A 26,435-nucleotide genomic window follows, 5' to 3' on the forward strand; every position below is an offset into this window, starting at 1 on the left:
TTCCTCAAGAATTTTGTTGCTGCGGACGACAACGGTACGCCCAGACCATCATGATGATACCCGCAAGCACCATCGGAATCGAAAGAATCTGCCCCATGCTGATGTACTGTACCCAGCCGCCGGTAAACTGGGCATCGGGCTGACGGAAGAACTCCACGATGATGCGGAACAGACCGTAGCCAATGAGGAACAGGCCGGAAACCGAACCGGCCGGACGCGGCTTGCGGATAAACAGGTTCAGTATCAGGAACAGCACGACGCCTTCCAGCGCCAGCTCATAGAGCTGCGAAGCATGACGCGGCAGCGCGCCGTAGGTATCAAACAGCGATTGCCACTCAGGATGCGACGGCAGCAGCGCCAGATCTTCCGCCCGAGAGCCGGGGAAAATCATGGTGTAGTGGAAGTTCGGATCGACGCGGCCCCACAGTTCACCGTTGATAAAGTTGCCCAGACGCCCGGCGCCGAGGCCAAACGGAATCAGCGGCGCAATGAAGTCGGAAACCTGGAAGAAGGTGCGCTTCGTGCGTTTGGCGAAAATGATCATCACCAGAATCACGCCGATCAGGCCGCCGTGGAAGGACATACCGCCGTCCCAGACGCGGAACAGATAGAGCGGATCGTCGAGGAACACCGGCAGGTTGTAGAAGAAGACATAGCCAAGACGCCCGCCGAGGAAAACCCCGAGGAAGCCGGCGTACAGCAGGTTTTCAACTTCGTTTTTTGTCCAACCGCTGCCCGGACGATTGGCCCGACGGGTGGCCAACCACATCGCAAAAACAAACCCAACCAGGTACATCAGACCGTACCAGTGGAGGGAGACCGGTCCAATGGAAAAAATTACCGGATCAAACTCCGGAAAATGCAGGTAGCCACTATTCATCTGTCACCATAAACACTTGTTATTCCGCCGAAAGTGGACAGCGGGGATCGTTCGCGCGCGTCAGAAACGGGCGCTCCAAAGGCTGCGAATGATAGCATAAGCGCGAAGGGCGATCCGCGCCGGACATGTAAAAGATATGTATACGAATGCGAATTCGCGGCTGAGCATTCCCGGAGGCGGCGCGCTGCGCCTGTCCGGGCTACCCAACCCTCAGGCCGCTCGAAGCTCGTCAGCGTAGTCCCGGGTCACGGCTAACGCCTTACCCGGGCTACAAATTCATGAACCGTAGCCCGCGCTAGCGGCCACCGCGAATCAGGCCGCCGAGTCCGCGTCGCTCCATAAAAGCCGCGACCTGATGGCGCACTTCGGCGGTCATCTGCGCTTCCAGGCTACGCTGGGAAAGCTCCTGGGCTTCATTGATATCGATGCGCCGCAGCAAATACTTCACTCTCGCCACCGAACGACCGTTCATCGACAGATGACGATAGCCCATACCAATCAGGATCGTCACGCACATCGGATCGCCCGCCATTTCGCCACACAGGCGCAGGTCGATACCAAAACGCTCGGCGTCGCGGGCAATCATCGCCAGCGCCCGCAGTACCCCCGGATGCAAGCTGTCATACATACTCGCGACCCGGGTGTTGTTGCGATCCACCGCCAGAATGTACTGGGTCAGATCGTTGGTGCCAACGGAGATAAAATCAACGCGGTTCGCCAGCTGCGGCAGCATAAAGACCATCGACGGCACTTCCAGCATCACGCCAAGACGCGGGCGGGGAATGGCGTAGCCGATCATCTCTTCCACTTCGCGGCTGGCGCGATCGATCAGGCGACGAGCCTCATCCACTTCATCCAGGCTGGTGACCATCGGTAGCAAGATGCTGAGGTTTCCGGTCGCCGCGTTGGCCCGCAGCATCGCGCGGACCTGTACCAGAAAGATCTCCGGCTGATCGAGCGTGATCCGAATACCGCGCCAGCCAAGGCACGGATTCTCTTCGCTGATCGGCATATACGGCAGCTGTTTATCCGCGCCGATGTCCAGCGTGCGCAGCGTCACCGATTTCTCGTTGAACATCTGCAGCATGCCCTGATACTGGGCAACCTGCTCCTCTTCGGAAGGGAAGCCGCTTTGCAGCATAAAGGGGATTTCGGTACGGTAAAGACCGATACCGTCGACGAAATTGCCGAGTTTTTCTTCATGCTCGGGGCTCAGGCCCGCGTTGAGCATGACTTTTACCCGCTCGCCGCTTTTCAGTTCGGAAGCGCGTTCAAGATCGTCCTCGGCCAGGCGGCTAAGCTCGTTCTCTTCGCTGATCAGGCGCTGATACTCTTGCAGCAGCACCGGTTCGGGATCGACCAGCAGCTCGCCGCGATAGCCGTCGACAATCAGCGTATGGCCGTGCAGCAGCGAAGGCTGAATATCCGCCCCCATCACCGTCGGAATGCCCAGCGCGCGCACCATAATCGCGGCGTGGGAGTTCGCCGCGCCATCGCGCACCACCACGCCGGCTAAACGATCCTGAGGAACCTCCGCTAAGGTGGTGGCCGACAGTTCATCCGCCACCAGCACGATGCGTTCCGGCCAGGTATTGGGCCCCTGGATACTGTCATCGAGATGGAAAAGCAGCCGCTGGCCCAGCGTGCGCAGATCGCCCGCGCGCTCTTTCAGATAGCCGTCGCTGAGCGCGGCAAACTGTTCGGCGAATTTCTCGATGATCTTCTTCACCGCCCATTCGGCCACCGCGCCTTTATCCACTTCAGCGAACAGCTCGCGGCGCAGGCGCGCGTCGGAAAGCAGGTGCGAATAGAGGTCAAAGATGGCCGCCGTCTCTTTCTGCGCGCCGGCAGAGTAGCGTTTGCTGTAGCGGCGAAACTCATTCGCCGCCTCTTCCAGCGCACCGGTCAGCCGCTCGCGCTCGGAAGCGGTATCGAGCGTCGAGGCTTCATAAACCTGCTCCATCAGCGGCAGGCTGACGTCCATCCAGCCTTCGGCAATCGCCACGCCTGACGAGGCGGGCAGCGCGCGGATGCGGGTCTGACGATATTGACCAAACAGCGCGTTCAGCTGGGATTGAGAGAGAATGCCGGCGATTTGCGTGGCCAGGGTGACCAGGAAGGACTCTTCGCTTTCGTCAAACTGGCGCAGTTCGCGCTGCTGCACAACCAGCACGCCGAGCAGCTGACGCCGCTGGATAATCGGCACGCCGAGGAAGGCGCGAAAGCGGCCCTCTTTGACCGCGGGAATATATTTAAAGCTGGGGTGCTTTTGCGCGTCGGCGAGGTTAATAGGTTCGGCCAGGCGGCCAACCAGGCCCACGAGGCCTTCGTCAAAAGCGAGCGCAACGATGCGCCCGCGCGGCTTTTTCAACCCGCGCGTCGCCATCAGGTAATAACAGCGTCGGTCATTGTCAGCCAGATAAACCGAACAGACTTCCGTCTCCATCGCGGCGCAGATATCGGTGACCAGGATATCCAGCGCCTCGTTTAAACGCGGCGCACTCGCGACCTTCTCGACTATTTCTCGCAACCGAGTGAGCATAATGTGCGTGGCTTAACCTCTTTTACGTCGATATGCAGGCGCGCTTTGCGGCTTAGGCGTGCTTTCCGCCAGCGCCATGGTGACGCTGGCAAACTCTTTCATCACCCTGCGGTATACGTCGCGCTTAAACGACACCACCTGACGCACCGGGTACCAGTAGCTTACCCATCGCCAGCCATCAAACTCAGGTGTACTGCTGGTTTGCATATTGACATCCGCATCGCTGCCGATCAATTGCAGGAGAAACCACTTCTGTTTCTGGCCGATACATACCGGCTTTGTGTCCCAACGCACCAAACGTTTAGGCAATTTGTAACGCAACCAGTTACGGGTTGAAGCAAGGATCCGCACATCTTTACGGCTTAGCCCAACTTCTTCGAACAATTCCCGATACATCGCCTGCTCTGCTGATTCCCCTGGATTTATGCCCCCTTGCGGGAACTGCCACGAGTGCTGACCATAGCGCCTGGCCCACATAACCTGGCCCTGGCGATTACAGATTACAATACCGACATTTGGGCGGTAGCCATCGTCATCAATCACCGGACTACCTCAAAATAAGCTTCAATGTGAATGATTGTTTCACACTCGTTGGAAACGGTAAACCACTCTGTGAGGGGGATGAGATCGAATAACATTTGAATAACTCACAGTAATACCCGGAGTTATAAACAGCGAAAGCCATACCCGGACGATTTTATTCACTTTTTCTGTGGATAGAGTTGTGAAGAAGTACGGAATTAACCAGGGAAAACCCGGAATCATCCGAACAGCGTAGCGATAGCACCTGATTATAATGACCTAATTTTCATAAAGTTAGCATGTTAAAATTTCATAATTCACAGTATAACGTGACGATCATCACATAAGAGATCCTGGAACTGATGAAAGATCGAGCAATGTTGGTTTTATCCACAGATTACGCATGTGCTCTGGGCATATTTTGTCTAAAAACTCGATTTTCATCTCACGTCAAGGCTGTAAATGGAAACAGTAGTGGGGCTTTTCCCCAGTTATCCCATTTTTCTGTGGATAACAGGGTGTAAGATCCTGTTCATTGTCGGTGACCAGTTCTGGAAAACCCGGTTTCACCATTTTCACCGCGGCAAAAAATCGCAAAAAAAACCATATGAATCATCAAATTGTCATACTTACTCAAGAAAAGGTAAACTCTATCCACAACGGATGAAATTACTGCTCACTTTTTAGTCAGAGGTTTTACGCTATGCCGACCATCGCGCCGCTCTTATCCCCCCCGCAAAGCCAGGAGCAGCTTCTGGCCCAGGCGCAGCAGCTGGCAGGCTATTCGCTGGGGGAGCTGGCCCAGCTTGCCGGGATTCCGATTCCGCGCGATTTAAAACGTGATAAAGGTTGGATCGGCATCCTGCTGGAGATATGGCTTGGCGCCAGCGCAGGCAGCAAGCCGGAGCAGGATTTCGCCGCCCTCGGCGTCGAGCTGAAAACCATCCCCATCGATTCATCAGGTCGCCCGCTGGAAACCACCTTCGTCTGCGTCGCGCCGCTGACCGGCAACAGCGGCGTCACCTGGGAGAGCAGCCACGTGCGTCATAAGCTCAAGCGGGTACTGTGGGTACCGGTAGAGGGCGATCGCGCGATTCCTTTGGCCGAACGCCGCGTCGGCGCACCGCTGCTGTGGAGCCCCAGCGAAGAAGAAGATCGCCAGCTGCGTATGGATTGGGAAGAGCTGATGGATTTGATCGTCCTCGGCCAGGTCGAGCGTATCACCGCCCGCCACGGCGAAGTGCTGCAGCTGCGCCCGAAAGCGGCCAACAGCAAAGCGCTGACCGAGGCGGTGGGCGCCCGCGGCGAACCGATCCTCACCCTACCGCGCGGTTTCTATCTGAAGAAAAACTTTACCGCCGCCCTGCTCGCCCGCCATTTCCTTCTCTCCTCGAAATAACGGCCTGGAGATGATTAATTTTTTGTTCTGCCGTGGCGGTTGCATATAATCGCATCTTTCTATTTTGCAGGACTTTGAACGATGTTATTTGCATGGGTAACCGATCCTAACGCCTGGCTGGCGCTTGGTACGCTGACGCTGCTGGAGATAGTGCTCGGGATCGATAATATTATTTTCCTCTCTCTGGTGGTGGCAAAACTGCCCACTGCGCAACGGGCACACGCCCGCCGTATTGGGCTGATGGGGGCGATGATCATGCGTCTGGCGCTGCTGGCGTCAATCGCGTGGGTCGTCAAGCTCACTAATCCTCTCTTTACCGTGCTAGGCCAGGAGATCTCGTTTCGCGATCTGATCCTCCTGCTGGGCGGGCTGTTCCTGATCTGGAAGGCGAGTAAAGAAATTCACGAATCCATTGAAGGCGAAGAAGAAGGGCTGAAAACCAACGTCCATTCATTTATGGGCGCCATCGTGCAGATTATGCTGCTGGATATTATTTTCAGCCTCGATTCGGTGATCACCGCCGTCGGGCTGTCGGATCATCTGTTTATTATGATGGCGGCAGTGGTTATCGCGGTGCTGGTGATGATGGTTGCCGCCCGTTCGATAGGCGATTTTGTTGACCGCCATCCTTCGGTGAAAATGCTGGCGCTGTCGTTTTTGATCCTCGTCGGCTTTACGCTGATGCTCGAAAGTTTCGACGTGCACGTGCCGAAAGGCTACATCTATTTCGCGATGTTCTTTTCGATTGCGGTTGAAAGTCTCAACCTGCTGCGCAATAAAAAAAATCCGCTGTAGCCCGCTAAAATGCAGCCCTGAAACGGGCTGCAATTCTTTTTTAAGACTTAACTGCTTTTTATGTCTCACAAATCAGGCTATTAATATACTGGTACGAGGTGCGGCTATAATAGGGGTGATAGCGATGAAAAAATGGGCAGTATTGATTTCCGCCGTAGGACTGGCGTTCTCGGTTTCCGGTTGCAGCAGCGATTACGTCATGGCAACCAAAGATGGTCGCATGATTCTGACCGACGGCAAACCCGCCATAGACGACGACACCGGCCTTATCAGCTACGAAGATCAGCAGGGTAATAAAATGCAGATCAATCGTGACGACGTTTCGCAGATTATTAAACGTTAAGTCCCGCCGTCAGGTCGCGATTTAGCGTTTTATCGCACCGTTGAGCAGCGTTCTTTATTCTTCAGCATTCAGAGAAAAGTCGGGATACACCTGATCTGTCCGCGAGGATTCATCAGGCCGGATTCCGTCAGCCCGGCTTTTTTGATTTTTTTACTTCCCCTTTTTCTCCCCCTCTGCCATTTTTATATTCCTTTGTCGGGGAACGCCTGACCTTGTTGATAAAAAAGGAAGCCGGCTATGCAGTATCACCGTATCCCACACAGTTCTCTTGAAATCAGCACGCTGGGGCTGGGCACAATGACGTTTGGTGAGCAGAATAGCGAGGCAGACGCGCACGAGCAGCTCGATTACGCGGTGAGTCAGGGCATTAACCTGATTGACGTCGCGGAAATGTATCCCGTCCCGCCGCGCCCGGAAACCCAGGGCCTGACGGAAACCTACATCGGTAACTGGCTGGCGAAGCGCGGCAATCGCGAAAAGCTGATTATCGCCTCTAAAGTGAGCGGCCCTGCCCGCAATAACGACAGCAGCATTCGTCCTGACCACAAGCTGGATCGTAAAAATATCCGCGAGGCGCTGCACGACAGCCTGAAGCGCCTGCAGACCGATTATCTCGACCTCTATCAGGTACACTGGCCGCAGCGCCCGACCAACTGTTTCGGCAAGCTGGGCTACACCTGGGCCGATTCCGCCCCGGTCGTCACCCTGCTGGATACGCTGGACGCGCTGGCCGAATTCCAGCGCGCCGGCAAGATTCGCTATATCGGGGTCTCTAACGAAACGGCGTTTGGCGTGATGCGCTATCTTCATCTGGCGGACAAGCACGACCTGCCGCGCATCGTGACGATCCAGAACCCGTACAGCCTGGTGAACCGCAGCTTTGAAGTGGGCCTGGCGGAAGTCAGCCAGTATGAAGGCGTGGAGCTGCTGGCCTATTCCTGCCTGGCGTTCGGCACGCTGACCGGGAAATACCTCAACGGCGCAAAACCGGCAGGCGCACGCAATACGCTGTTCAGCCGTTTTACGCGCTACAGCGGCGAGCAGACGCAAAAAGCGGTGGCAGCCTATGTCGATATCGCGAAGCGGCACAACCTTGACCCGGCGCAGATGGCGCTGGCCTTCGTACGTCGTCAGCCGTTTGTCGCCAGCACCCTGCTGGGCGCGACCACCATGGAGCAGCTGAAAACCAACGTCGAAAGCCTGCATCTGGAGCTGAGCGCAGAGGTTTTAGCCGAGATTGAAGCGGTGCATCAGGTTTATACCTACCCGGCACCGTAAGGCCGTAAAAGCTCCCGGAGGCGATGCTACGCATCTGTCCGGGCTACAAGTTCGTGCGGTTTGTAGCCCGGACAGGCGCTACGCGCCGCCTCCGGGAGATTATTTACGCCGTCCCCAAATCCACAGGGCAGTAATCGCCAGGGCGAACACCACGCCAAAGCCAATCCCTACGCCGACGACAGGAATACCGATGCTCACCGCCAGCGAATAGAGGCCCAGCATCAGCAGCATCGCCACGTTTTCGCCGAGGTTCTGCACCGCGATAGCGTTGCCCGCGCCGACCGTATGTTTCCCTCGCTCCTGCAGCAGGGCGTTAAGCGGCACGATAAAGAAGCCGCCGAACGCGCCGAGCAGCAGCAGCAGAGCAAACGCCGGCAGCAGCGCCTGCTGGATGGCGAAAAAGATGACCGCCACGCCAATCAATATCCCGGCGGGCATGCAGCGCGACACCGTTTCCAGCGTCACCAGCTTCGCCGCCGCGCCGGCTCCCAGCACAATCCCCACCGCCACCATCGCGTTAAGGTAGGTCGGCATGGCGTTGCTGGTAATGCCCAGCGCCGCCGGCACCCACAGCACCAGCAGGAAGCGCAGCGTCACGCCCGCCCCCCAGAACAGGCTGGTGCCGACTAACGAAAAGCGGGTCTCACCGTTGCGCCATAGCGTCGTACAGGCGCTAAAGAAGCTGTGGGTCATCGGCCTGAAACGCCATGATTGCCCGGGACGCGCCGCCGGCAGCTTCGGGATCCACAGGTTGGCGACCACCGCGCCGGCGTACACCACCGCGCAGACGCCGAGCGCCGCCATGATATGCCAGTCCGCCAGGATACCGCCCGCCATCGAGCCGAGCAGGATCGCCGCAATGGTCGAGGACTCCATCAGGCCGTTCGCTTTCACTAACTTATCGCCGGTGGTCAGCTCGCCGAGAATGCCGTATTTAGCCGGAGAATAGGCGGCAGCGCCGATGCCCACCAGCGTATAGCCAACAAACGGATTCACGCCAAAGCAGATGCACCCCGCGCCAACCAGCTTCAGGCCGTTCGCCACCATCATCACCCGCCCTTTGGCAAAGCTATCGGCAAACTGTCCGACAAACGGCGCGAAGAGAATGTAAGCGCCCACAAACAACATCTGTAATACCGGTTGGCTCCACTCCGGGTAGAACAGTTGCTTCATCAGCGCCAGGGTGGCGAACAACAGCGCGTTATCGCCAAACGCCGAAAGAAACTGGGCGCAGATAACCGCCATCATCCCTTTCGAATACAGCGATGTGTTAGTGTGTACCGACTCACTCATCCGAACCTTCCGCCTGTTCAACCATGCCTTTAAGGGTGACAAAGTCCGGCTTGCCGCTGCCCAGTACCGGGAGCTGCTTCAGCCAGCGAATGTCGCGCGGTACCGCCAGCTCCGGTACGCCGTGTTCACGGGCATAGCGCAGCAGTTTTTCACGATTCAGTTCATTATCGGTGGTAAACAGCACCAGCGCCTCGCCTTTGCTGGCATCCTGTTTAATCGCCGTGGCGTGCATTTTGTCCGGCGAAACCGCCAGCGCCACCTGCTCGACCATCTCCAGCGACACCATCTCACCGGCGATTTTGGCAAAGCGCTTCGCGCGGCCCTGAATCCGCACATAGCCCTGTTCGTCAAAGCTGACGATATCCCCGGTGTCATACCAGCCGGCCTCGACTACGCCGTGCTGATTTTCCGCCGCGGGCGCTTCCAGCACGCCGGGATTCTCCACCCGCAGATAGCCGTTCATGATGTTCGGCCCTTTAAGCTGTAAACGGCCCCCCTCTTCAATACCGGGCATGGCCAGCAGACGCGCGTCCATCCCCGGCAGAATGCGGCCAACGGTGCCCACTTTCGCCGCCATCGGCACGTTGATCGATACCACCGGCGCGCATTCAGTGACGCCGTAGCCTTCAAGAATGCGCAGGCCAAACTTGTCCTGCCAGATCTGCTTTGTGCTTTCCTGCAGCTTCTCCGCCCCGGCGACAACGTAACGCAGGCGATAAAAATCATACGGATTCGCAAAACGGGCGTAGTTGCCAAGGAAGGTGGAGGTGCCGAACAGCACGGTACAGTTGCGGTCATATACCAGCTCCGGCACCACGCGGTAGTGCAGCGGGCTGGGATAGAGGAAGACCTCCGCGCCGGTAAACAGCGGGGTCAGCAGGCCGACCGTCAGGCCAAAGGAGTGAAACAGCGGCAGCGCCGACATAAAGCGGTCGTTGGCGGTAAAGTCGGCAATGGTTTTAATCTGCTCGACGTTGGCCAGCAGGCTTTTATGGCTATGCACTACCCCTTTCGGATTGCCTTCCGAGCCGGAGGTAAACAGAATCATCGCCGCGTCTTCCGGCTGCTGCGTAACCTGAGCCAGCTTCGGCATCAGCAGATGGCCAAAAATCCACAGCTTATCGGCGGCGGTAACCTCACCTTTTAAATCTTCGAGAAATACCCAGCGTACCTGCGTCAACTGCTCCGGCAGGTGCCAGAGCTTGCCTTTATCGAGGAAGGTGCGGGAGGTAAAGATGGTTTTGATTTCCGCCGCGGTAATGGCGCTGCTCAGGCCTTTGACCCCGGCGGTATAGTTCATCATCGCCGGGATTCGTCCGCGGGCGATCGCGCCAAAAATCACCGCCGCGCTTATTCCGGCGTTCGGCAGCATCAGGCCGATTTTTTCGCCCTGGGTGCTGTATTTTTCCAGAATGCGCGCCACGAAGAGGGTTTTGGTCAGCAGCTTACGGTAGGTGTCCGGCTGAAAATTGATATCTTCCACGCAGCGTTTGCGCGCGCCGAAGCGGTCCTGGGCCGCCAGCAGCGACTCATACAGCGTTTCGCGCGGGCGCACCGCCATCCGCGCTTCCATCATGATCTGATGCAGCATTTCACCGGCAATTTTACGCCGGTCGCGGGCGCGCGGCGCATCGGGCATCGGCAGATGCGTCGGCGGCAGCAGATGCAGCTGAATGCGCGGGAACAGGCGGCGCTTAACCAGCCCCTTCAGGCGGCTAAAGGGGGTTAATTCAGCGCCTTCGATTCTCAGCGGCACGATGGTCGCCTGCGACTTCGCCGCCACAAAGGCGGCGCCGTCGTAAATTTTCATCAGCGAACCGCTCACCGAGATCCGCCCTTCCGGGAAAATCACCACCGGGCGCCCCTGCTCAATCAGGCGGACCAGATGTTTTATCGACATCGGTTTGGTCGGGTCCAGCGGCACAAAATCAATAATCGGCTTTAGCGCGCGCATAAACCAGCGATCGCTGATTGAGGAATAGACCGCAAACACCGGGCGCACCGGCAGGAAAAGCGCCAGCAGTACGCCGTCAATAAAGGAGACATGGTTTGGCGTAATCAGCACCTTCTGCTGCTGCAGCGCCTGGGGGTCACCGGTTAACTTGACCCGGTACAATCCTTTGAAAAGTAGTCTGAAAAATCCCAAAAGCATAACAACTCCGTTTGACCGGTTAATCAGTCAAAGCAGGTTACATGAGAAGGGACGGGAAATGCACCAGGAGGAGCGGAATTCAGGACAAAAAAAACCTGCGCATCCGCGCAGGTCGGTGCAAGATAATCAGTACGAAAAGCGTACTTAAAAAACTCACCAATCAATACCTCTGGGATCCTGATTGTCTCGTTTTTCCCGCCGCCGGCGCCAGCCATAAAACGCAAGGGAATGAGCCTAAGTGCAACCAGTTATTACTTTTTTCGTGAACTGTAACAACGGCTAACGGCGGGCAAAAAAAAACCTGCGCATCTGCGCAGGCTGGTGTAATTAAGTGGTCAACCTGAAGTTGACTCCACCTATCAATACCTCTGGGATAGCCAGAGTATCAATGCAATGAATGGGTAAACCAGCGAACATTCGCAACAGCCAATCGCAAAGTGTAAGCAAAGGTGTGAATTGTCCGTTCCCGGAATCATTCTCCGCACCCCTGTGGGTAACTATTTCACCCGCAACGCTAATCTGCGTCACAATTGCATTAACCCAAAAGTACCAACCCTTGAATCTGCCGCGCTTTCCCGTAACATAAATGCCATGTAAACGCTTACCCTAAAAAAGGCCTGGTATGGCGACTATTAAGGATGTAGCCCGGCTCGCAGGAGTCTCCGTCGCTACCGTCTCCCGCGTTATTAACAATTCACCGAAAGCCAGCGAAGCCTCGCGCCAGTCGGTAGGCGCCGCGATGGAAACGCTAAATTATCACCCCAACGCCAACGCCCGCGCGCTGGCGCAGCAGTCAACGGAAACCGTCGGCCTGGTGGTGGGCGATGTCTCCGACCCCTTCTTCGGCGCGATGGTGAAAGCCGTCGAGCAGGTCGCCTACAATACCGGCAATTTTTTGCTGATCGGTAACGGCTATCACAACCTCCATAAAGAGCGCCAGGCGATTGAACAGCTGATTCGCCACCGCTGCGCGGCGCTGGTGGTCCACGCCAAAATGATCCCCGATGACGAACTGGCCTCGCTGATGCAGCAAATCCCCGGCATGGTACTGATTAACCGCATCCTGCCCGGTTTCGAGCAGCGCTGCGTGGCGCTGGATGACCGCTACGGCGCATGGCTCGCGACCCGCCACCTGATTCAGCAGGGGCACACCCGCATCGGCTATCTCTGCTCTAATCACGCTATTTCCGATGCTGAAGACCGGCTGCAGGGCTACTGGGCAGCGTTAAAAGAGAGCGATCTGCCGTGCAACGATCGCCTGGTGACCTTTGCCGAGCCCGATGAGAGCGGCGGAGAACAGGCGATAACCGAGCTGCTGGGCCGCGGCAGGAACTTCAGCGCCGTCGCCTGCTATAACGACTCGATGGCCGCCGGCGCGATGGGCGTATTAAACGATAACGGGATTGATGTGCCGCGTGAGATTTCGCTGATTGGCTTTGATGACGTGCTGATTTCGCGCTACGTGCGCCCGCGTCTGACCACCGTACGCTATCCGATTGTCACCATGGCGACGCAGGCCGCGGAGCTGGCGTTAGCGCTGGCGGAGCATCGCCCGCCGCCGGAGATTACCCACCTTTTCAGCCCCACGCTGGTCCGCCGTCACTCGGTGATTGCGCCCCTCGACAGCGATAAATCGTAGCGGTATAAACTGACGGCGCTGGCCGGATAATCCAGGCCTTCGCCGATATACTGCCAGCCAAAACGCTCATAAAAATCGCGGCAGGCGGAGTAGAGAAATAGCTCGGTATAGCCCTGCGCTCTGGCATATCCGATGACGTGCTGCTGTAGTTTTCCCGCCAGCCCCTGCCCGCGCGCCTCAGGCGCCACGTAGAGCGCCGCCATCCACGGATAGAGATCCTGGCGGCTGATTAAATCGCAGCGCCACAGGCCGACGGTGCCCAGCAGCCTCTCGCCCTCCACGGCCACAAAGGTAATGGGCAACGCTCCCGGCGTCTGGCTATGTTCGACAATGCTGGCGAAGAACGCCCGCGGCAGCGCGTCAGCGCCAAACTCTCGCCAGAGCCACTCCGTCACGCATGAAGCGTGCTGCGGCGCAGCGTAGAGGGGGTGAATAATCATACCAGCTTTCCCTGAAAAATCGGTACCGATTCAAAGAGATAGCCGTCAAAGTCCGGCGCGTCTTCATCGGAGAGCTCCAGCAGGCTGTTTTTGACATTTTCAAGATGCTGCCACATTGCCTGCCAGGCCCCCATCACATCGCGTCGGCGCAGGGCGGCGAGCAGCGTTTGCCGGTCCCCGAGCCACTTCAGCCGGTACGCCCGGCTGGCGATATGCACGTTGAACTGCTGCCACAGCGGGCTGCTGTCCATCTGCAGCCAGATGCGCTCAACCGTCGCCAGCAGCATCTGATTTTGCGTCGCGCCGGCCATCACCAGGTGAAACAGCCGGGCGTTATCCTGGCTGGTATCGTTGGCGGCAATCGCCCGCTGTTCCTGCTCGATAATCCGCTTCAGGTTATCGATATCGGCGCGGGTGGCCATTTTGGCGGCAAAAGCGGCGATATTGCTCTCCAGCAGCTGGCGGGCCTGCAGGATTTCGAACGGCCCGACGTCGCTGCTTAGCATCTGTTCTTCCTCGCTATCGTCCTCGTGCGGGATGCGCATCACGTACACCCCGGAGCCCTGGCGAATGTCGACCGTCCCCTGCAGCTCCAGCATCAGCAGCGCTTCGCGGACGATGGTCCGGCTCACGCCGTAGGTCTCGGCGATATTGCGTTCCGGCGGCAGGCGCGACCCGATGGGATAGCGCCCCTGCGCAATCTGTGCGCGTAAATCATCACCTATTTCCTGGTAGGGTTTCTTTTCCGGCGGAATGATAGCCTTCTCCACAATATCACCTGTGCGTTATGAGCCTGCGAGTCAATATCGGCCGCTATCTTAGCAAAATTTCAGCCCGGCTAGCGCCACTCATCGTCAATATCCAGCGTCAATTCCCGGCTCTCGCCTAGCTTACGGAACCAGCTGGCGGACGCCTTGGGCCGCCGCGCACGATTATTTTGCAGATCGATTTCAATCAGCCCGTAGCGATTTTTAAACGCGTTCATCGGCGAAACGTTGTCGGTAAACGCCCACAGCATGTAGCCGTGACAGTTGGCCCCCGCTTCCCGCGCGCGCAGCGTTTGCCACAGATGCTCGCTGATAAAGCGGATCCGGTAGTCGTCGGCGATGGTGCCTTCGCCATTGCGAAACTGCCCTTCGTTTTCCACGCCCATGCCGCTTTCCGCCACGAACCACGCAATATTGCGGTAGTCCTGCTTGATCCGCATCGCCATATCAAAAACGATTTGCGGATAAATTTCCCAGCCGCGGGAGTGATTCATCCGCCGCCCCGGTAGCTCAAAGGGCTCATAGTAGTAAGCCGGATGGAACGGCGTCTGCGGATGCCAGGCGCGCGATGGAGCCTTAACCCGATGCGGGTAGTAGAGATTAATCCCCAGCTCATCAACGGTGTTGTCGCGGATTATCGCCAGCTCCTCCGCGTCATAATCCCAGGAGACCCCGTGCTGTTCGAGCAGGGCCAGTAGCTCAGGCGGGTAGAGGCCGTGGACCAGCGGATCGAGGAAAACCCGGTTATAAAACAGATCGTAGCGTTCGGCGGCGCGTACATCGTGCGACGCTTTTGAGCGCGGGTAGGTGACCTCCGGGTTAAGAATGCAGCCTACCGTGCCGCGATAGCCTTTCTCGCGAAACAGCCGGACCACTTTTGCCGTCGCCAGCACCTTGTGGTGATTCCACTGCATCCAGGTGCCGGTGTTCTGCTCGTAAGGCCAGCGCAGCGCATCCAGATAAACGCGGGTCTGCACCACGATCGGTTCATTGAAGGTAAACCAGCGCGTGACTTTGTGGTGATAGCGGGCGAACACTTTCTCCGCGTACTGCACAAACAGCTCAACCACCTTTTTTGACGCCCAGCCGCCGTACTGCTCCAGCAGATAGCCGGGGAGTTCATAGTGTTCAAGACAGATCATCGGCTCGATGCCGTTGGCCAGCAGTTCATCGAACAACTGATCGTAGTACGCCGCATAGTCTTCATCGACCGTGACGTTTTCATAATCGGTGAGAAAGCGCGACCAGTTAATCGACGTGCGGTAGTGGGTCAGCCCCGCCAGCTTCATCAACTGCACGTCTTCGCGGAAGCGGTTGATAAAATCGGTCGCCACCGCCGGGCCGTAGCCGTTATGCCAGACGCGGCGGTCGTTCTTGTACCAGAGATCCGGCCAGGAATCCTGGCCCGCTTTCTTACCGCTCCAGCCCTCGGTTTGCCACGCGGAAGCGGCGGCGCCGAGGATAAAGTCGCGGGGGATCGCCATCTTTACTGTCGTCATTGTGTCCTCATATCTGTTGGCTGGCCTGCTCGTTCTCCGCCTGGCGCTGAGCGTTTTCCGCGCGGCGGGAGGCTATTTTGACGAACGGCAGATAGATCAGCACCGCGGTCAGGATGCAGATAAGCTGCGTCACCACCGCCCCCATCGAACCCGCCGTAGAGAGCCAGGCGTTGATCAGCGGCGGGGTGGTCCACGGCACCATCACCACCGCTTTACCGGCAAAGCCGGCGGCGGTCGCGAAGTAGCCGATGCTGCCGGTCACCAGCGGCGTGATGATAAAAGGGATCGCGAGGATCGGATTGAGCATGATCGGCATGCCGAAAATCACCGGTTCGTTAATATTGAACAGACCCGGCCCAATCGACAGCTTGGCGATCTCTTTCATCTCTTTGCGTTTGGTGGCGATCATGACCGCGATCAGCAGGCCAATCGTCAGCCCCGATCCGCCGATGCTCATATAAACGTCCCAGAATGGCATGGTGATGATATTAGGCACCTCTTTGCCCTGCTCAAAGGCGCTCATATTGACGGTGATGGCTCCCAGCAGCAGCGGTTCGCGGATCGGTTTGATCATCTGGTTGCCGTGGATACCGATAACCCAGAACAGCTGCGCGACAAACATCAGCAGCAGGATCCCCGGCAGGCTTTGCACCACCCGCTCCAGCGGCTGCTGCACCACCTGATAGACCGCGTCATACAGGTACATGCCGGTGGCCTGATGGAAAATAAAGCCAAAGGTGGCAATCACCGTGGTGGTGATAATGGCCGGGATCAGGGCGGAGAACGACGCCGATACGTTGGGCGGCACGGTATCCGGCATCTTGATCTTCAGCCCCTTGCGGCCCTCCAGCCAGCAGTAGATCTCCACCGACAGAATGGCGATAAACATACCGAGGAACAGGCTACGGGTATCGGAAAACTGGCGCAGCAGCACATCTTTCACTTCATGCATTTGCCCGTCGACCATCATTTCGACGGTGGTCGGCGTCACGCAGATAAAGCAGATCACCGCCAGCAGACCGGGGAACAGGCTCTTGATGCCGTTAATCCGCCCCAGCTCGATGCCGATAAGAAAGACCGCGCCAATATTGAGAAAGTTAAGGGTGGCGTAGTTGATCGCGCTGGTAATGGGTTTCAGCGCCGCCAGAAAAGAGAGCGCCTGAAAGCTGGCGAGTCCGTTTTTCGGATCCAGCACCATATTGGAGATCAGCACCGAAAAGGCGCCGACGATGATCACCGGCATCAGGGTAATAAAAGCGGATTTTATCGCCATGATGTAGCGGTAGCTGTTGAATTTCGTGGCGAAACTCCCCAGTGAGTCGATCAGTTTGTCCTGCAATGCCATAGAGGATACCTCAGGTTTAAGGGCTTTTAGCGCACCAGGTGTACAGCCAAACACCTATTGGCATACCAAAAAATAGCCACTGAGGAGAATAAGTTCTGTGATTAAGCTCCCAACCCGTTCATTGGCATTCCAGAAAGGCGATAATTGGCATACCGCATTTGCGATTTTCTTTTCCCTGCGATCAATTCCTGTAAAAGCGTGATCGCGATGGTTTTTTACCGCGCCATGAAGCCATATCCCCCTGAATGTCTGTGATAAACTGCGGTTCACCACGTGATATCAGGAATCGGATGAATGGCTACAATGCTGGATGTCTCAATTCGCGCAGGCGTCTCTAAAGCGACGGTTTCCCGCGTGTTGAACGGCACAGGTCAGGTGAAAGAGAGCACCCGCCAACAGGTTTTTAAGGCGATGGAAGAGCTGGGCTACCGGCCTAACTTTCTCGCCCGCTCGCTGGCGAACCGCACGAGCAACAGCATCGGTCTGGTGGTTTCCACCTTTGACGGCTTCTATTTTGGCCGCCTGCTGCAGCAAGCTTCTCGCCAGACGGAAGCCTGGGGCAAACAGCTGATCGTCACCGACGGCCACGATGCGCCGGAGCGTGAAGAAGAGGCAGTGCAGATGCTGGCCGATCGCCAGTGCGATGCCATCGTGCTCTACACGCGCCATATGAGCGAAAAGAAGATTATGTCGCTTATTGAGTCTATCGCCATGCCGCTGGTGGTGATCAACCGCGACGTTAGCCAGGCCCGGGAGCGTTGCGTGTTCTTCGAACAGCAGGACGCGGCGTTTCAGGCGGTTGAGTACCTCATTGCCCAGGGCCATCGCGATATTGCCTGTTTGACCGTGCCGATGCACACGCCGACGGGTAAAGCTCGCCTGGAAGGCTATCGCAACGCGCTGAAGAAGCACGGCATCAAGTGGGATCCGGCGAAGGTGAAATACGGCGACTCCACCATGAGCCGCGGCTATGAACTCTGCTGCGAGCTGCTGGAAGAGAAAACGCCGTTTAGCGCGCTGTTTTCCTGTAACGATGATATGGCGCTGGGCGCGTCGAAAGCGCTGCATCAGGCAGGGCTGCGGATCCCGCAGGATATTTCGCTGTTTGGTTTTGATGACGCGCCGAGCGCGAAATGGCTGGAGCCGGGGCTGTCGACGGTCTATCTGCCGATCGATAACATGATCACCACCGCTATCGATCAGGCCATCAAGCTGGCCAACGGCCAGCCGATCGAGACCATACCGCCGTTTACCGGCAAGCTGGTGCTGCGCGAGTCGGTCACCACCGGGCCGTATTACGCATAATTAGCGGGCCCGATAAGCGAAGCGCCATCGGGCAGCGCCTTACAGCAGCTCGAGCGCGAGCAGCTCTTCAATGGTCTGGCGACGGCGGATCAGCCGCGCTTTGCCGTTGTCGAACAGCACTTCCGGCAGCAGCGGACGGCTGTTGTAGTTAGAAGACATCGACGCGCCGTAAGCGCCGGTATCGTGCAGCACCAGATAATCCCCCGGCGCCACCGCAGGCAGCAGGCGGGTTTCCACTTTCCCCCCCTCCTGCTGGGTAAATACATCGCCCGATTCGCACAGCGGCCCGGCCACTACGGTTTCAACCTCCGCCGCGGCGCGCAGATCGCGGCCGTCCGCGGCGAGAGCGGTAATATGGTGATAGCTGCCGTACATCGCCGGGCGCATCAAATCATTAAAACCGGCGTCAATCAGCACGAAGTGGCGGCTGCCCATCTCCTTCACGCTGCGAACCTGAGAAACCAGCACGCCGGACTCCGCCACCAGGAAGCGACCCGGTTCGATCTCAAGCGCGACCGGATGGCCCAGATGTTTAGCGATCTGCTCGCGCGCCGCGTTCCACAGGCCGAAGTAGTGATCGGTATCGATCGCCTCTTCATCTTCGTGATACGGGATCGACAGTCCGCCGCCGGCGGAGATCGCCTGCAGATCCTGCCCGAATTCAACAACCTGACGCACCATCGCGCCGCAGACCTGTTCCAGGTGACCATAGTCGACCCCAGAACCGATATGCATGTGAATCCCCACCAGCTGGAGCTGATAGCGACGCATCACTTCCAGCGCCGCCGTTAAATGGCTGTGCCAGATCCCGTGCTTGCTGTTCTCGCCGCCGGTATTGGTTTTTTGGCTGTGGCCGTGGCCGAAGCCCGGGTTAACCCGCAGCCAGACGCGGTGGCGCGGAGAGACTTCGCCCAGCTGGCTCAGCATATCAATTGAGCCGGCGTTGACCGGGATCTGCAGCTCTTTAACCCGCGCCAGGGTTGCATCGTCGATCAGATCGGCGGTAAAGACGATATCTTCCGGATGCTGATGCGGATCGTACCCGGCCGCCAGCGCGCGCTCGATCTCGCCCAGCGACACCGAATCCACCTTCACGCCCTGCTCGCGCATCAGGCGCAGAATGTGGATATTGGAGCAGGCCTTCTGCGCAAAACGCACCACGTCGAACTGGCTCAATTGGGCAATCTGGCGGCGGATAATCTGCGCGTCGTAAACCCAAACCGGGCAGCCGAATTCGGCGGGCAGACGCAGCAGGTTTTCTGCGCTCAGGTCGGTATCGGTAGCGTAAAGCGAGTGTGGCATAAGGAACTCCGGTGCTGTGTGTGCGTTATTTCTGTTTTTTACGATTACGCCACAGCGCGTACGCAATAAAAAATATCGTTTTATTGCCACTCTATGCAAAAATGATATGGCTTGCGCCACTTAAGGAACCCCCATGCCCGCCGTCAACCTGCGTCATATTGAAATCTTTCATGCGGTGATGACCACCGGCAATCTGACCGAGGCCGCACGCATGCTGCATACCTCGCAGCCCACCGTCAGCCGCGAGCTGGCGCGTTTTGAAAAGGTGCTGGGGTTGACGCTATTCTCCCGCACGCGCGGGCGCCTGCAGCCTACGGTTCAGGGATTACGTCTGTTTGAAGAGGTGCAGCGATCCTGGTACGGTCTGGACAGAATCGTCAGCGCCGCAGAAAGCCTGCGCGAGTTCCGCCAGGGCGAGCTGTCGATAGCCTGTCTGCCGGTCTTCTCCCAATCGCTATTGCCGCTGCTGCTGGCGCCGTTTTTAGCGCGCTACCCGGACGTCAGCCTGCAAATTGTCCCCCAGGAATCACCGCTGCTGGAGGAGTGGTTGTCGGCCCAGCGCCACGATCTGGGATTGACGGAAACCCTGCATACCCCCGCCGGAACCGAGCGTACGCCGCTGCTGACCCTGAATGAAGTGTGCGTACTGCCGCAGGGCCATCCGTTAGCGGCTAAGCCGATGCTGACGCCTGCGGATTTTCACGGCGAAAACTACATTAGCCTGTCGCGCACCGATAGCTATCGCCAGCTGCTCGATGCCCTGTTTGTCGAACATCAGGTCAAACGGCGGATGGTGGTGGAGACGCACAGCGCCGCCTCCATCTGCGCGATGGTAAGAGCCGGGGTCGGCATTTCGGTGGTTAACCCGCTCACCGCCCTCGATTATGCCGGGAACGGCGTGGTGGTACGCCGCTTTAGCGTTGAAGTGCCTTTTACCGTTAGCCTGGTGCGCCCGCTGCACCGCCCCGGCTCCGCGCTGGTCGATGCCTTCGCCCTGCATTTGCAAAACAGCATGTCGCGTATCCTGACGCCGCTCGAAGCGGTACTCACGACAGCATAAACGCCACCGCGTCCGCCGCGTGGATCGCGGCCGTATCAAACACCGGCAGCGGGCTGCTCTCTTCCGGCACCAGCAGACCGATTTCGGTACAGCCGAAAATCACCCCTTCCGCCCCCTGCTCCGCCAGGAGCTCGATGACCTGAAGATAGTAGTCGCGTGAATGCTCGCTAAAGACGCCGAGGCACAGTTCATCAAAAATGATCTGGTTAATCCGCTCACGATCTTCAGCCTCCGGGATCAGCGTGTCGATAGCGAACTGCTGCTGCAGGCGCCCGCGATAAAAATCCTGCTCCATGGTATAGCGGGTCCCTAATAGCGCAACGCGGTTCTGCCCTTTCGCGGTAATCGCCCGTCCGGTCGCGTCGGCAATATGCAAAAACGGCACATCGCAGCGCGTTTCAATCGCCTGCGCGACTTTATGCATAGTGTTGGTACACAGGACAATCCCCTCGGCGCCCGCCTGCTGCAGGCCGGCCGCCGCCTGGGCGAGGATCTCGCCCGCGCGCTGCCAGTCGCCGCTTGACTGGCAGGCTTCAATTTCGTGGAAATCCACGCTGTGCAGCAGCAGGCTGGCGGAGTGCAGGCCGCCGAGGCGCGCTTTAATACCTTCGTTAATCAGCCGGTAGTAAGGAATCGTCGATTCCCAGCTCATGCCGCCTAACAGACCAATCGTTTTCATCATCCCTCCTTGTGTGAGGTTTTCAGTAAAACAAAGTTGTGATCGACTTTCCACTTCTCCCGACGATCGTTTCCTTTTAGAAGATTATGCGATAGATTAAATGAAACATTGTTTCATTTAATTACAGGACCAGCGGATGTTTATTTTTCATAAAGAGACCACCCTTGAAGATCTGGGCAATGGCGTCACCCGCCGCATCCTTGCGCACGATGGCAAGATGATGGCGGTTGAAGTGAACTTCGAAGCGGGCGCTATCGGGCCGATGCATAATCACCCGCACGAGCAGCTCACCTATGTGCTCTCCGGCGAGTTTGAGTTCACCATCGGTGATGAAAAGCACGTGGTCAGCGCCGGCGATACGCTCTATAAGAAGCCGGAAATTATGCACGGCTGCGTCTGCCTGAAGCCGGGCACGCTTCTTGATACCTTTACTCCCGTTCGTCAGGATTTTCTGCAAAAGTAATTTCTCCTGCCCCAGGGCATGCCAGGCGTGCCCACCATTTTCTGAACTTTTCCGCTAATAATAATTGTCATAAAGTATGTCGTAGCATAATGATTAGCAGAGCAATTAATCCCGCCTGAATAGCCTCACTGCGCCTGCCGCTCATCCTTTTCTATGACTTGGCTTCCTGCAAAATGCGCGCGCCAGCACCTTTTTGAAACATCGTTTCGACTTTGATCACATTTCCGCGATCAACCGAATGACTCCGTAATAAATAGCAATAAAATAAAATTAAAACGGCGTTTTACAAAATCAGGACGCCGGGTAAGACAAAATCAAAAAACAGATGTTCTCCAGGGACGACAAGCGCGCAAAAGCGCTCAACACACGCACCGTTAACAAGGAATGATTTACCGCTGACATACCAGGAACGCATTAACTTTCCGGCGGCACGGGCCGCGGGAAAGGCAGTAACCCCGAATCCGTATTACAAACTCGTAAGCCAGGTAGGTATGTATGAATGAAAACAGAATGCTGGGATTGGCATGGATATCCCCCTATATCATAGGGTTGATAGTCTTTACCGCCTTTCCCTTTGTTTCATCTTTCTTCCTCAGTTTCACTGAGTACGATTTGATGAGTCCACCGGTGTTTAACGGCATCGAAAACTATCGCTACATGCTGACCGAAGATGGCCTCTTCTGGAAATCAATGGGCGTGACGTTTGCGTATGTCTTTTTAACCATCCCGTTAAAGCTGGCTTTCGCGCTGGGGATCGCTTTTGTCCTCAACTTTAAGCTGCGCGGCATCGGTTTTTTCCGTACCGCCTACTATATCCCGTCCATTCTCGGTAGCTCGGTGGCGATCGCCGTTCTGTGGCGCGCGCTGTTTGCTATCGACGGCCTGCTGAACAGCTTTATCGGTGTACTTGGCTTCGACCCGGTCAACTGGCTCGGCGAGCCTTCGCTGGCCCTGATGTCCGTCACCCTGCTGCGCGTCTGGCAGTTCGGTTCGGCGATGGTCATCTTCCTTGCGGCGCTGCAGAACGTTCCGCAATCACAATATGAAGCGGCGATGATCGATGGCGCGTCAAAATGGCAGATGTTTATGAAGGTCACGGTGCCGCTAATCACGCCGGTGATTTTCTTCAACTTCATCATGCAGACCACTCAGGCGTTCCAGGAGTTTACCGGCCCGTACGTCATCACCGGCGGCGGCCCAACCTACTCCACCTATCTGTTCTCGCTCTATATCTACGACACCGCCTTTAAGTACTTCGATATGGGCTACGGCGCGGCGCTGGCGTGGGTACTGTTCCTGGTGGTCGCGGTCTTTGCCGCCATTGCGTTTAAGTCTTCAAAATATTGGGTGTTCTACTCCGCCGATAAGGGAGGCAAAAATGGCTGATATCCAACAAATCTCTGAAGCAAGGGACATCGCCGAACGTGAAGTCGCGCGGACGCTGCGTCGTGAAAAAGTCAGCCGCTCAATTCGCTACGTGATCCTGCTGTTCGTCGGCCTGCTGATGCTCTACCCGCTGGTATGGATGTTCTCGGCGTCGTTCAAACCGAACCACGAGATCTTCACCACCCTGAGCCTGTGGCCTGCCCACGCGACATGGGATGGCTTTATCAACGGCTGGAAAACCGGCACCGAGTACAACTTCGGCCACTACATGCTGAACACCTTCAAGTATGTGATCCCGAAAGTGCTGCTGACCATTATCTCCTCCACCATCGTGGCCTACGGCTTTGCCCGCTTCGAAATTCCGTGGAAGAAATTCTGGTTCGCCACGCTGATCACCACCATGCTCCTGCCGAGCACCGTACTGCTGATCCCGCAGTATCTGATGTTCCGTGAAATGGGCATGCTGAACAGCTATCTGCCGCTGTACCTGCCGCTGGCCTTCGCCACTCAGGGGTTCTTCGTCTTCATGCTGATTCAGTTCCTGCGCGGCGTTCCGCGCGACATGGAAGAAGCGGCGCAGATTGACGGCTGCAACTCTATTCAGGTGCTGTGGTACGTGGTGGTGCCGATTCTGAAACCGGCGATTATCTCGGTGGCGCTGTTCCAGTTCATGTGGTCCATGAACGACTTTATCGGTCCGCTGATTTACGTCTACAGCGTGGATAAATACCCCATCGCGCTGGCGCTGAAAATGTCCATCGACGTCACGGAAGGCGCTCCGTGGAACGAAATTCTGGCAATGGCGAGCATCTCCATTCTGCCGTCCATCATCGTGTTCTTCCTGGCACAACGCTACTTCGTACAGGGCGTTACCAGCAGCGGAATTAAAGGTTAAGAGGGAAATATCATGGCTGAAGTTATTTTCAACAAACTGGAAAAAGTCTACTCCAACGGCTTCAAGGCGGTACATGGTATCGATCTGAAAATCGCGGACGGCGAGTTTATGGTTATCGTTGGGCCGTCCGGCTGCGCCAAATCCACTACCCTGCGCATGCTGGCCGGTCTGGAAACCATCAGCGGCGGCGAAGTGCGGATTGGCGAGAAAATCGTGAATAACCTCGCGCCAAAAGCGCGCGGTATCGCGATGGTCTTCCAGAACTACGCGCTCTATCCGCATATGACGGTGCGCGAAAACCTTGCCTTCGGCCTGAAGCTGAGCAAGCTGCCGAAAGATCAGATTGAGGCCCAGGTAAACGAAGCGGCGAAAATCCTTGAGCTGGAAGAGCTGCTGGACCGCCTGCCGCGTCAGCTCTCCGGCGGCCAGGCACAGCGCGTGGCGGTTGGCCGCGCGATTGTGAAGAAACCGGATGTATTCCTGTTCGATGAACCGCTCTCTAACCTTGACGCCAAGCTGCGCGCCTCGATGCGCATCCGTATTTCCGACCTGCATAAGCAGCTGAAGAAATCCGGTAAACCGGCGACCACCGTGTACGTTACCCACGATCAGACCGAGGCGATGACCATGGGCGACCGCATCTGCGTGATGAAGCTGGGCCATATCATGCAGGTGGATACCCCGGACAACCTCTATCACAAGCCGAAAAACATGTTTGTGGCCGGGTTTATCGGCGCGCCGGAGATGAATATTCGTCCCAGCAAGCTGGTTGAGCAAGCGGGTCGCCTGCATCTGACCGTTGGCGACGGGCTGCTGCCGCTAAACGACAGATTGCAGAGTAAGGTCGAGACCCATAAGAACCAGCAGGTGTTCTTTGGCGTCCGCCCGGAGTTCGTCTCCATCTCCGATGAACCGTTTGCTGAAGGCTCCTGCGCCGGTGAAATGGTGCGGGTGGAAAACATGGGCCATGAATTCTTCGTCTACCTGAAGGTTGCCGATTATGAACTGACCGCCCGCGTGCCGTCCGATGAAGCGAAGCCAATGATTGAGAAAGGGCTTCATCGCACGGTGCATTTCAAGTTCGATCTCAACAAGTGTCATATCTTTGACGCCAAAACTGAACAGAACATCTCTCTGTGAACCCTGGAGTATTAAAATGAAAAAAGTGCTTTTAAGCGCCGCAATCTCCGCAACTTTGGGCCTTACCGCGTTACCTTCCATGGCGAAGGATGTCGACCTGCGTATGTCATGGTGGGGCGGCAACGGCCGCCACCAGGTAACCCTGAAGGCGCTGGAAGAGTTTCATAAACAAAACCCGGATATTAATGTTAAAGCGGAATATACCGGCTGGGATGGCCATCTTTCGCGCCTGACCACGCAAATCGCCGGCGGCACGGAGCCGGACGTGATGCAAACTAACTGGAACTGGCTGCCGATCTTCTCGAAAAACGGCGAAGGCTTCTACGATCTGAATAAGATGAAGGACGTAATCGACCTGAGCCAGTTTGATGCCAAAGAGCTGCAAACCACCACGGTGGACGGCAAGCTTAACGGTATCCCTATTTCCGTCACCGCGCGCGTGTTCTACTTCAACGACGAGACCTGGAAAAAAGCCGGCGTCGAGTACCCGAAAACCTGGGACGAGCTGATGGCGGCGGGTAAAACCTTTGAGAGCAAGCTGGGTAAACAGTATTACCCGGTGGTGCTGGAGCACCAGGACACCCTGGCGCTGCTCAATTCATATATGATTCAGAAGTACAACCAGCCGGCTATCGACGAAAAAACCAAGAAATTCTCTTACAGCAAAGAGCAGTGGGTCGAATTTTTCCAGATGTATAAAAAGCTTATCGACAGCCACGTCATGCCGGACACCAAGTACTATGCCTCGTTCGGTAAGAGCAATATGTATGAAATGAAGCCGTGGATTCAGGGCGAGTGGGCGGGGACCTATATGTGGAACTCCACCATTAACAAATACTCCGACAACCTGAAGCCGCCGGCGAAGCTGGAGCTGGGCAGCTATCCGATGCTGCCGGGCGCTACCGACGCGGGTCTGTTCTTTAAACCTGCGCAGATGCTCTCCATTGGTAAATCCACCAAAAATCCGGAAGCGGCGGCGAAGGTGATCAACTTCCTGCTGAACAGCAAAGAAGGCGTTGAGACGCTGGGACTTGAGCGCGGCGTGCCGCTGAGCAAAGTCGCGGTTCAATACCTGACCGAAAACGGCGCTATTAAAGAGGACGATCCGGCGGTATCAGGCCTGCGCCTGGCGCAGTCCCTGCCGGCCAAACTCTCGGTGTCGCCATACTTTGATGACCCGCAGATCGTGGCCCAGTTCGGCACCTCTCTGCAGTACATCGACTACGGGCAGAAAACCGTAGAAGAGACGGCAATTGACTTCCAGCGTCAGTCTGACCGTATCCTGCGCCGCGCGATGCGCTAACAACCCGT

General features: G+C 56.9%; 23 protein-coding genes and 1 pseudogene. 13 read left to right on the top strand and 11 right to left on the bottom strand.

The features are described from left to right. Nucleotides 1-4: 4 nt before the first annotated feature. From lgt to rppH, 3 genes are all read right to left on the bottom strand, one after another. Nucleotides 5-880 (bottom strand): prolipoprotein diacylglyceryl transferase, encoded by an 876-nt coding sequence (gene lgt, locus ABLU67_RS24075; protein ID WP_014226659.1) that lies wholly within the window; start codon nt 878-880, stop codon nt 5-7. A 295-nt stretch (nt 881-1,175) separates the two neighbouring features. Next, nucleotides 1,176-3,422 (bottom strand): phosphoenolpyruvate--protein phosphotransferase, encoded by a 2,247-nt coding sequence (ptsP, locus tag ABLU67_RS24080; protein WP_004853863.1) that lies wholly within the window; start codon nt 3,420-3,422, stop codon nt 1,176-1,178. Nucleotides 3,423-3,434: 12 nt separating this feature from the next. Beyond that, nucleotides 3,435-3,965, bottom strand: coding sequence for an RNA pyrophosphohydrolase (gene rppH, locus ABLU67_RS24085; RefSeq protein WP_004124593.1), 531 nt, complete (start codon nt 3,963-3,965; stop codon nt 3,435-3,437). A 453-nt stretch (nt 3,966-4,418) separates the two neighbouring features. Here rppH and ABLU67_RS24090 point away from each other — a divergent pair. From ABLU67_RS24090 to ABLU67_RS24110, 5 genes and pseudogenes are all read left to right on the top strand, one after another. After that, nucleotides 4,419-4,559, top strand: a pseudogene (locus ABLU67_RS24090) (hypothetical protein); the annotation flags it as partial. 88 nt (nt 4,560-4,647) lie between these two features. After that, the gene (mutH, locus tag ABLU67_RS24095) at nt 4,648-5,343 is read left to right on the top strand and encodes a DNA mismatch repair endonuclease MutH (RefSeq protein WP_014226661.1); all 696 of its coding nucleotides are present in this window, start codon (nt 4,648-4,650) and stop codon (nt 5,341-5,343) included. Nucleotides 5,344-5,424: 81 nt separating this feature from the next. Beyond that, complete coding sequence (locus ABLU67_RS24100; protein WP_004105253.1) at nt 5,425-6,138, top strand: TerC family protein; 714 nt, start codon at nt 5,425-5,427, stop codon at nt 6,136-6,138. A gap of 124 nt (nt 6,139-6,262) precedes the next feature. Further along, entirely contained in the window at nt 6,263-6,481 is a 219-nt protein-coding gene (locus ABLU67_RS24105; protein ID WP_004105255.1) for a YgdI/YgdR family lipoprotein, read from the top strand. Between the two features lie 237 nt (nt 6,482-6,718). After that, nucleotides 6,719-7,759, top strand: coding sequence for an NADP(H)-dependent aldo-keto reductase (locus tag ABLU67_RS24110; protein ID WP_109240830.1), 1,041 nt, complete (start codon nt 6,719-6,721; stop codon nt 7,757-7,759). Nucleotides 7,760-7,858: 99 nt separating this feature from the next. Here ABLU67_RS24110 and lplT read toward each other — a convergent pair whose 3' ends face one another. Then, nucleotides 7,859-9,052, bottom strand: a complete 1,194-nt coding sequence (lplT, locus tag ABLU67_RS24115; protein ID WP_032751086.1) for a lysophospholipid transporter LplT — start codon at nt 9,050-9,052, stop codon at nt 7,859-7,861. Continuing rightward, complete coding sequence (gene aas, locus ABLU67_RS24120; protein WP_348852566.1) at nt 9,045-11,204, bottom strand: bifunctional acyl-ACP--phospholipid O-acyltransferase/long-chain-fatty-acid--ACP ligase; 2,160 nt, start codon at nt 11,202-11,204, stop codon at nt 9,045-9,047. Before aas ends, lplT begins: the two co-directional genes overlap by 8 nt. Nucleotides 11,205-11,826: 622 nt before the next feature. Between aas and galR the strand changes: the two genes are divergently transcribed. After that, nucleotides 11,827-12,843, top strand: coding sequence for an HTH-type transcriptional regulator GalR (galR, locus tag ABLU67_RS24125; protein ID WP_014839434.1), 1,017 nt, complete (start codon nt 11,827-11,829; stop codon nt 12,841-12,843). Here the strand turns inward: galR and ABLU67_RS24130 are convergent. From ABLU67_RS24130 to ABLU67_RS24145, 4 genes are all read right to left on the bottom strand, one after another. Further along, nucleotides 12,804-13,283 carry a GNAT family N-acetyltransferase gene (locus ABLU67_RS24130; RefSeq protein WP_049078713.1) on the bottom strand — a complete coding sequence of 160 codons (480 nt, stop codon included), beginning with the start codon at nt 13,281-13,283 and terminating at the stop codon, nt 12,804-12,806. The genes galR and ABLU67_RS24130 overlap by 40 nt on opposite strands. Further along, a complete protein-coding gene (locus ABLU67_RS24135; RefSeq protein ID WP_348852567.1) occupies nt 13,280-14,053 on the bottom strand; it encodes a GntR family transcriptional regulator in 774 nt (257 codons plus the stop codon). The genes ABLU67_RS24130 and ABLU67_RS24135 overlap by 4 nt, the downstream gene beginning before the upstream one ends. Nucleotides 14,054-14,121: 68 nt before the next feature. Continuing rightward, on the bottom strand, nt 14,122-15,549 hold the full coding sequence (locus ABLU67_RS24140; RefSeq protein ID WP_201162163.1) for a glycoside hydrolase family 1 protein: 1,428 nt from the start codon (nt 15,547-15,549) through the stop codon (nt 14,122-14,124). A gap of 7 nt (nt 15,550-15,556) precedes the next feature. Beyond that, nucleotides 15,557-16,894 (bottom strand): PTS transporter subunit EIIC, encoded by a 1,338-nt coding sequence (locus ABLU67_RS24145; protein WP_014226668.1) that lies wholly within the window; start codon nt 16,892-16,894, stop codon nt 15,557-15,559. Between the two features lie 303 nt (nt 16,895-17,197). Here ABLU67_RS24145 and ABLU67_RS24150 point away from each other — a divergent pair, with 303 nt between their 5' ends. Next, nucleotides 17,198-18,199 (top strand): LacI family DNA-binding transcriptional regulator, encoded by a 1,002-nt coding sequence (locus tag ABLU67_RS24150; protein WP_162140818.1) that lies wholly within the window; start codon nt 17,198-17,200, stop codon nt 18,197-18,199. 39 nt (nt 18,200-18,238) lie between these two features. Here the strand turns inward: ABLU67_RS24150 and lysA are convergent, their stop codons facing one another. Continuing rightward, nucleotides 18,239-19,501, bottom strand: coding sequence for a diaminopimelate decarboxylase (gene lysA / locus ABLU67_RS24155; protein WP_348852568.1), 1,263 nt, complete (start codon nt 19,499-19,501; stop codon nt 18,239-18,241). Between the two features lie 133 nt (nt 19,502-19,634). On the opposite strand from lysA, the gene ABLU67_RS24160 reads away from it, so the two are divergent. Then, entirely contained in the window at nt 19,635-20,561 is a 927-nt protein-coding gene (locus ABLU67_RS24160) for a LysR family transcriptional regulator (protein ID WP_025107408.1), read from the top strand. Here ABLU67_RS24160 and ABLU67_RS24165 read toward each other — a convergent pair. Then, the gene (locus tag ABLU67_RS24165) at nt 20,548-21,240 is read right to left on the bottom strand and encodes an aspartate/glutamate racemase (protein ID WP_049103136.1); all 693 of its coding nucleotides are present in this window, start codon (nt 21,238-21,240) and stop codon (nt 20,548-20,550) included. The genes ABLU67_RS24160 and ABLU67_RS24165 overlap by 14 nt on opposite strands. 136 nt (nt 21,241-21,376) lie before the next feature. Here ABLU67_RS24165 and ABLU67_RS24170 point away from each other — a divergent pair, with 136 nt between their 5' ends. The 5 genes from ABLU67_RS24170 to ABLU67_RS24190 all read left to right on the top strand — a co-directional run bounded on the left by ABLU67_RS24170 (nt 21,377) and on the right by ABLU67_RS24190 (nt 26,427). Next, nucleotides 21,377-21,703, top strand: a complete 327-nt coding sequence (locus ABLU67_RS24170) for a cupin domain-containing protein (RefSeq protein WP_004853896.1) — start codon at nt 21,377-21,379, stop codon at nt 21,701-21,703. Nucleotides 21,704-22,198: 495 nt separating this feature from the next. Further along, a complete protein-coding gene (locus ABLU67_RS24175) occupies nt 22,199-23,089 on the top strand; it encodes a sugar ABC transporter permease (RefSeq protein ID WP_014226679.1) in 891 nt (296 codons plus the stop codon). After that, complete coding sequence (locus ABLU67_RS24180; protein WP_014226680.1) at nt 23,082-23,984, top strand: carbohydrate ABC transporter permease; 903 nt, start codon at nt 23,082-23,084, stop codon at nt 23,982-23,984. The genes ABLU67_RS24175 and ABLU67_RS24180 overlap by 8 nt, the downstream gene beginning before the upstream one ends. 12 nt (nt 23,985-23,996) lie before the next feature. Further along, entirely contained in the window at nt 23,997-25,124 is a 1,128-nt protein-coding gene (locus ABLU67_RS24185; protein WP_014226681.1) for an ABC transporter ATP-binding protein, read from the top strand. Between the two features lie 16 nt (nt 25,125-25,140). Then, complete coding sequence (locus ABLU67_RS24190; RefSeq protein WP_004105307.1) at nt 25,141-26,427, top strand: ABC transporter substrate-binding protein; 1,287 nt, start codon at nt 25,141-25,143, stop codon at nt 26,425-26,427. Nucleotides 26,428-26,435 lie beyond the last annotated feature (8 nt).

The sequence above is a fragment of the Klebsiella sp. GN_Kp190 genome, from assembly GCF_040061795.1.
Classification (GTDB): Bacteria; Pseudomonadota; Gammaproteobacteria; order Enterobacterales; family Enterobacteriaceae; genus Klebsiella; species Klebsiella michiganensis.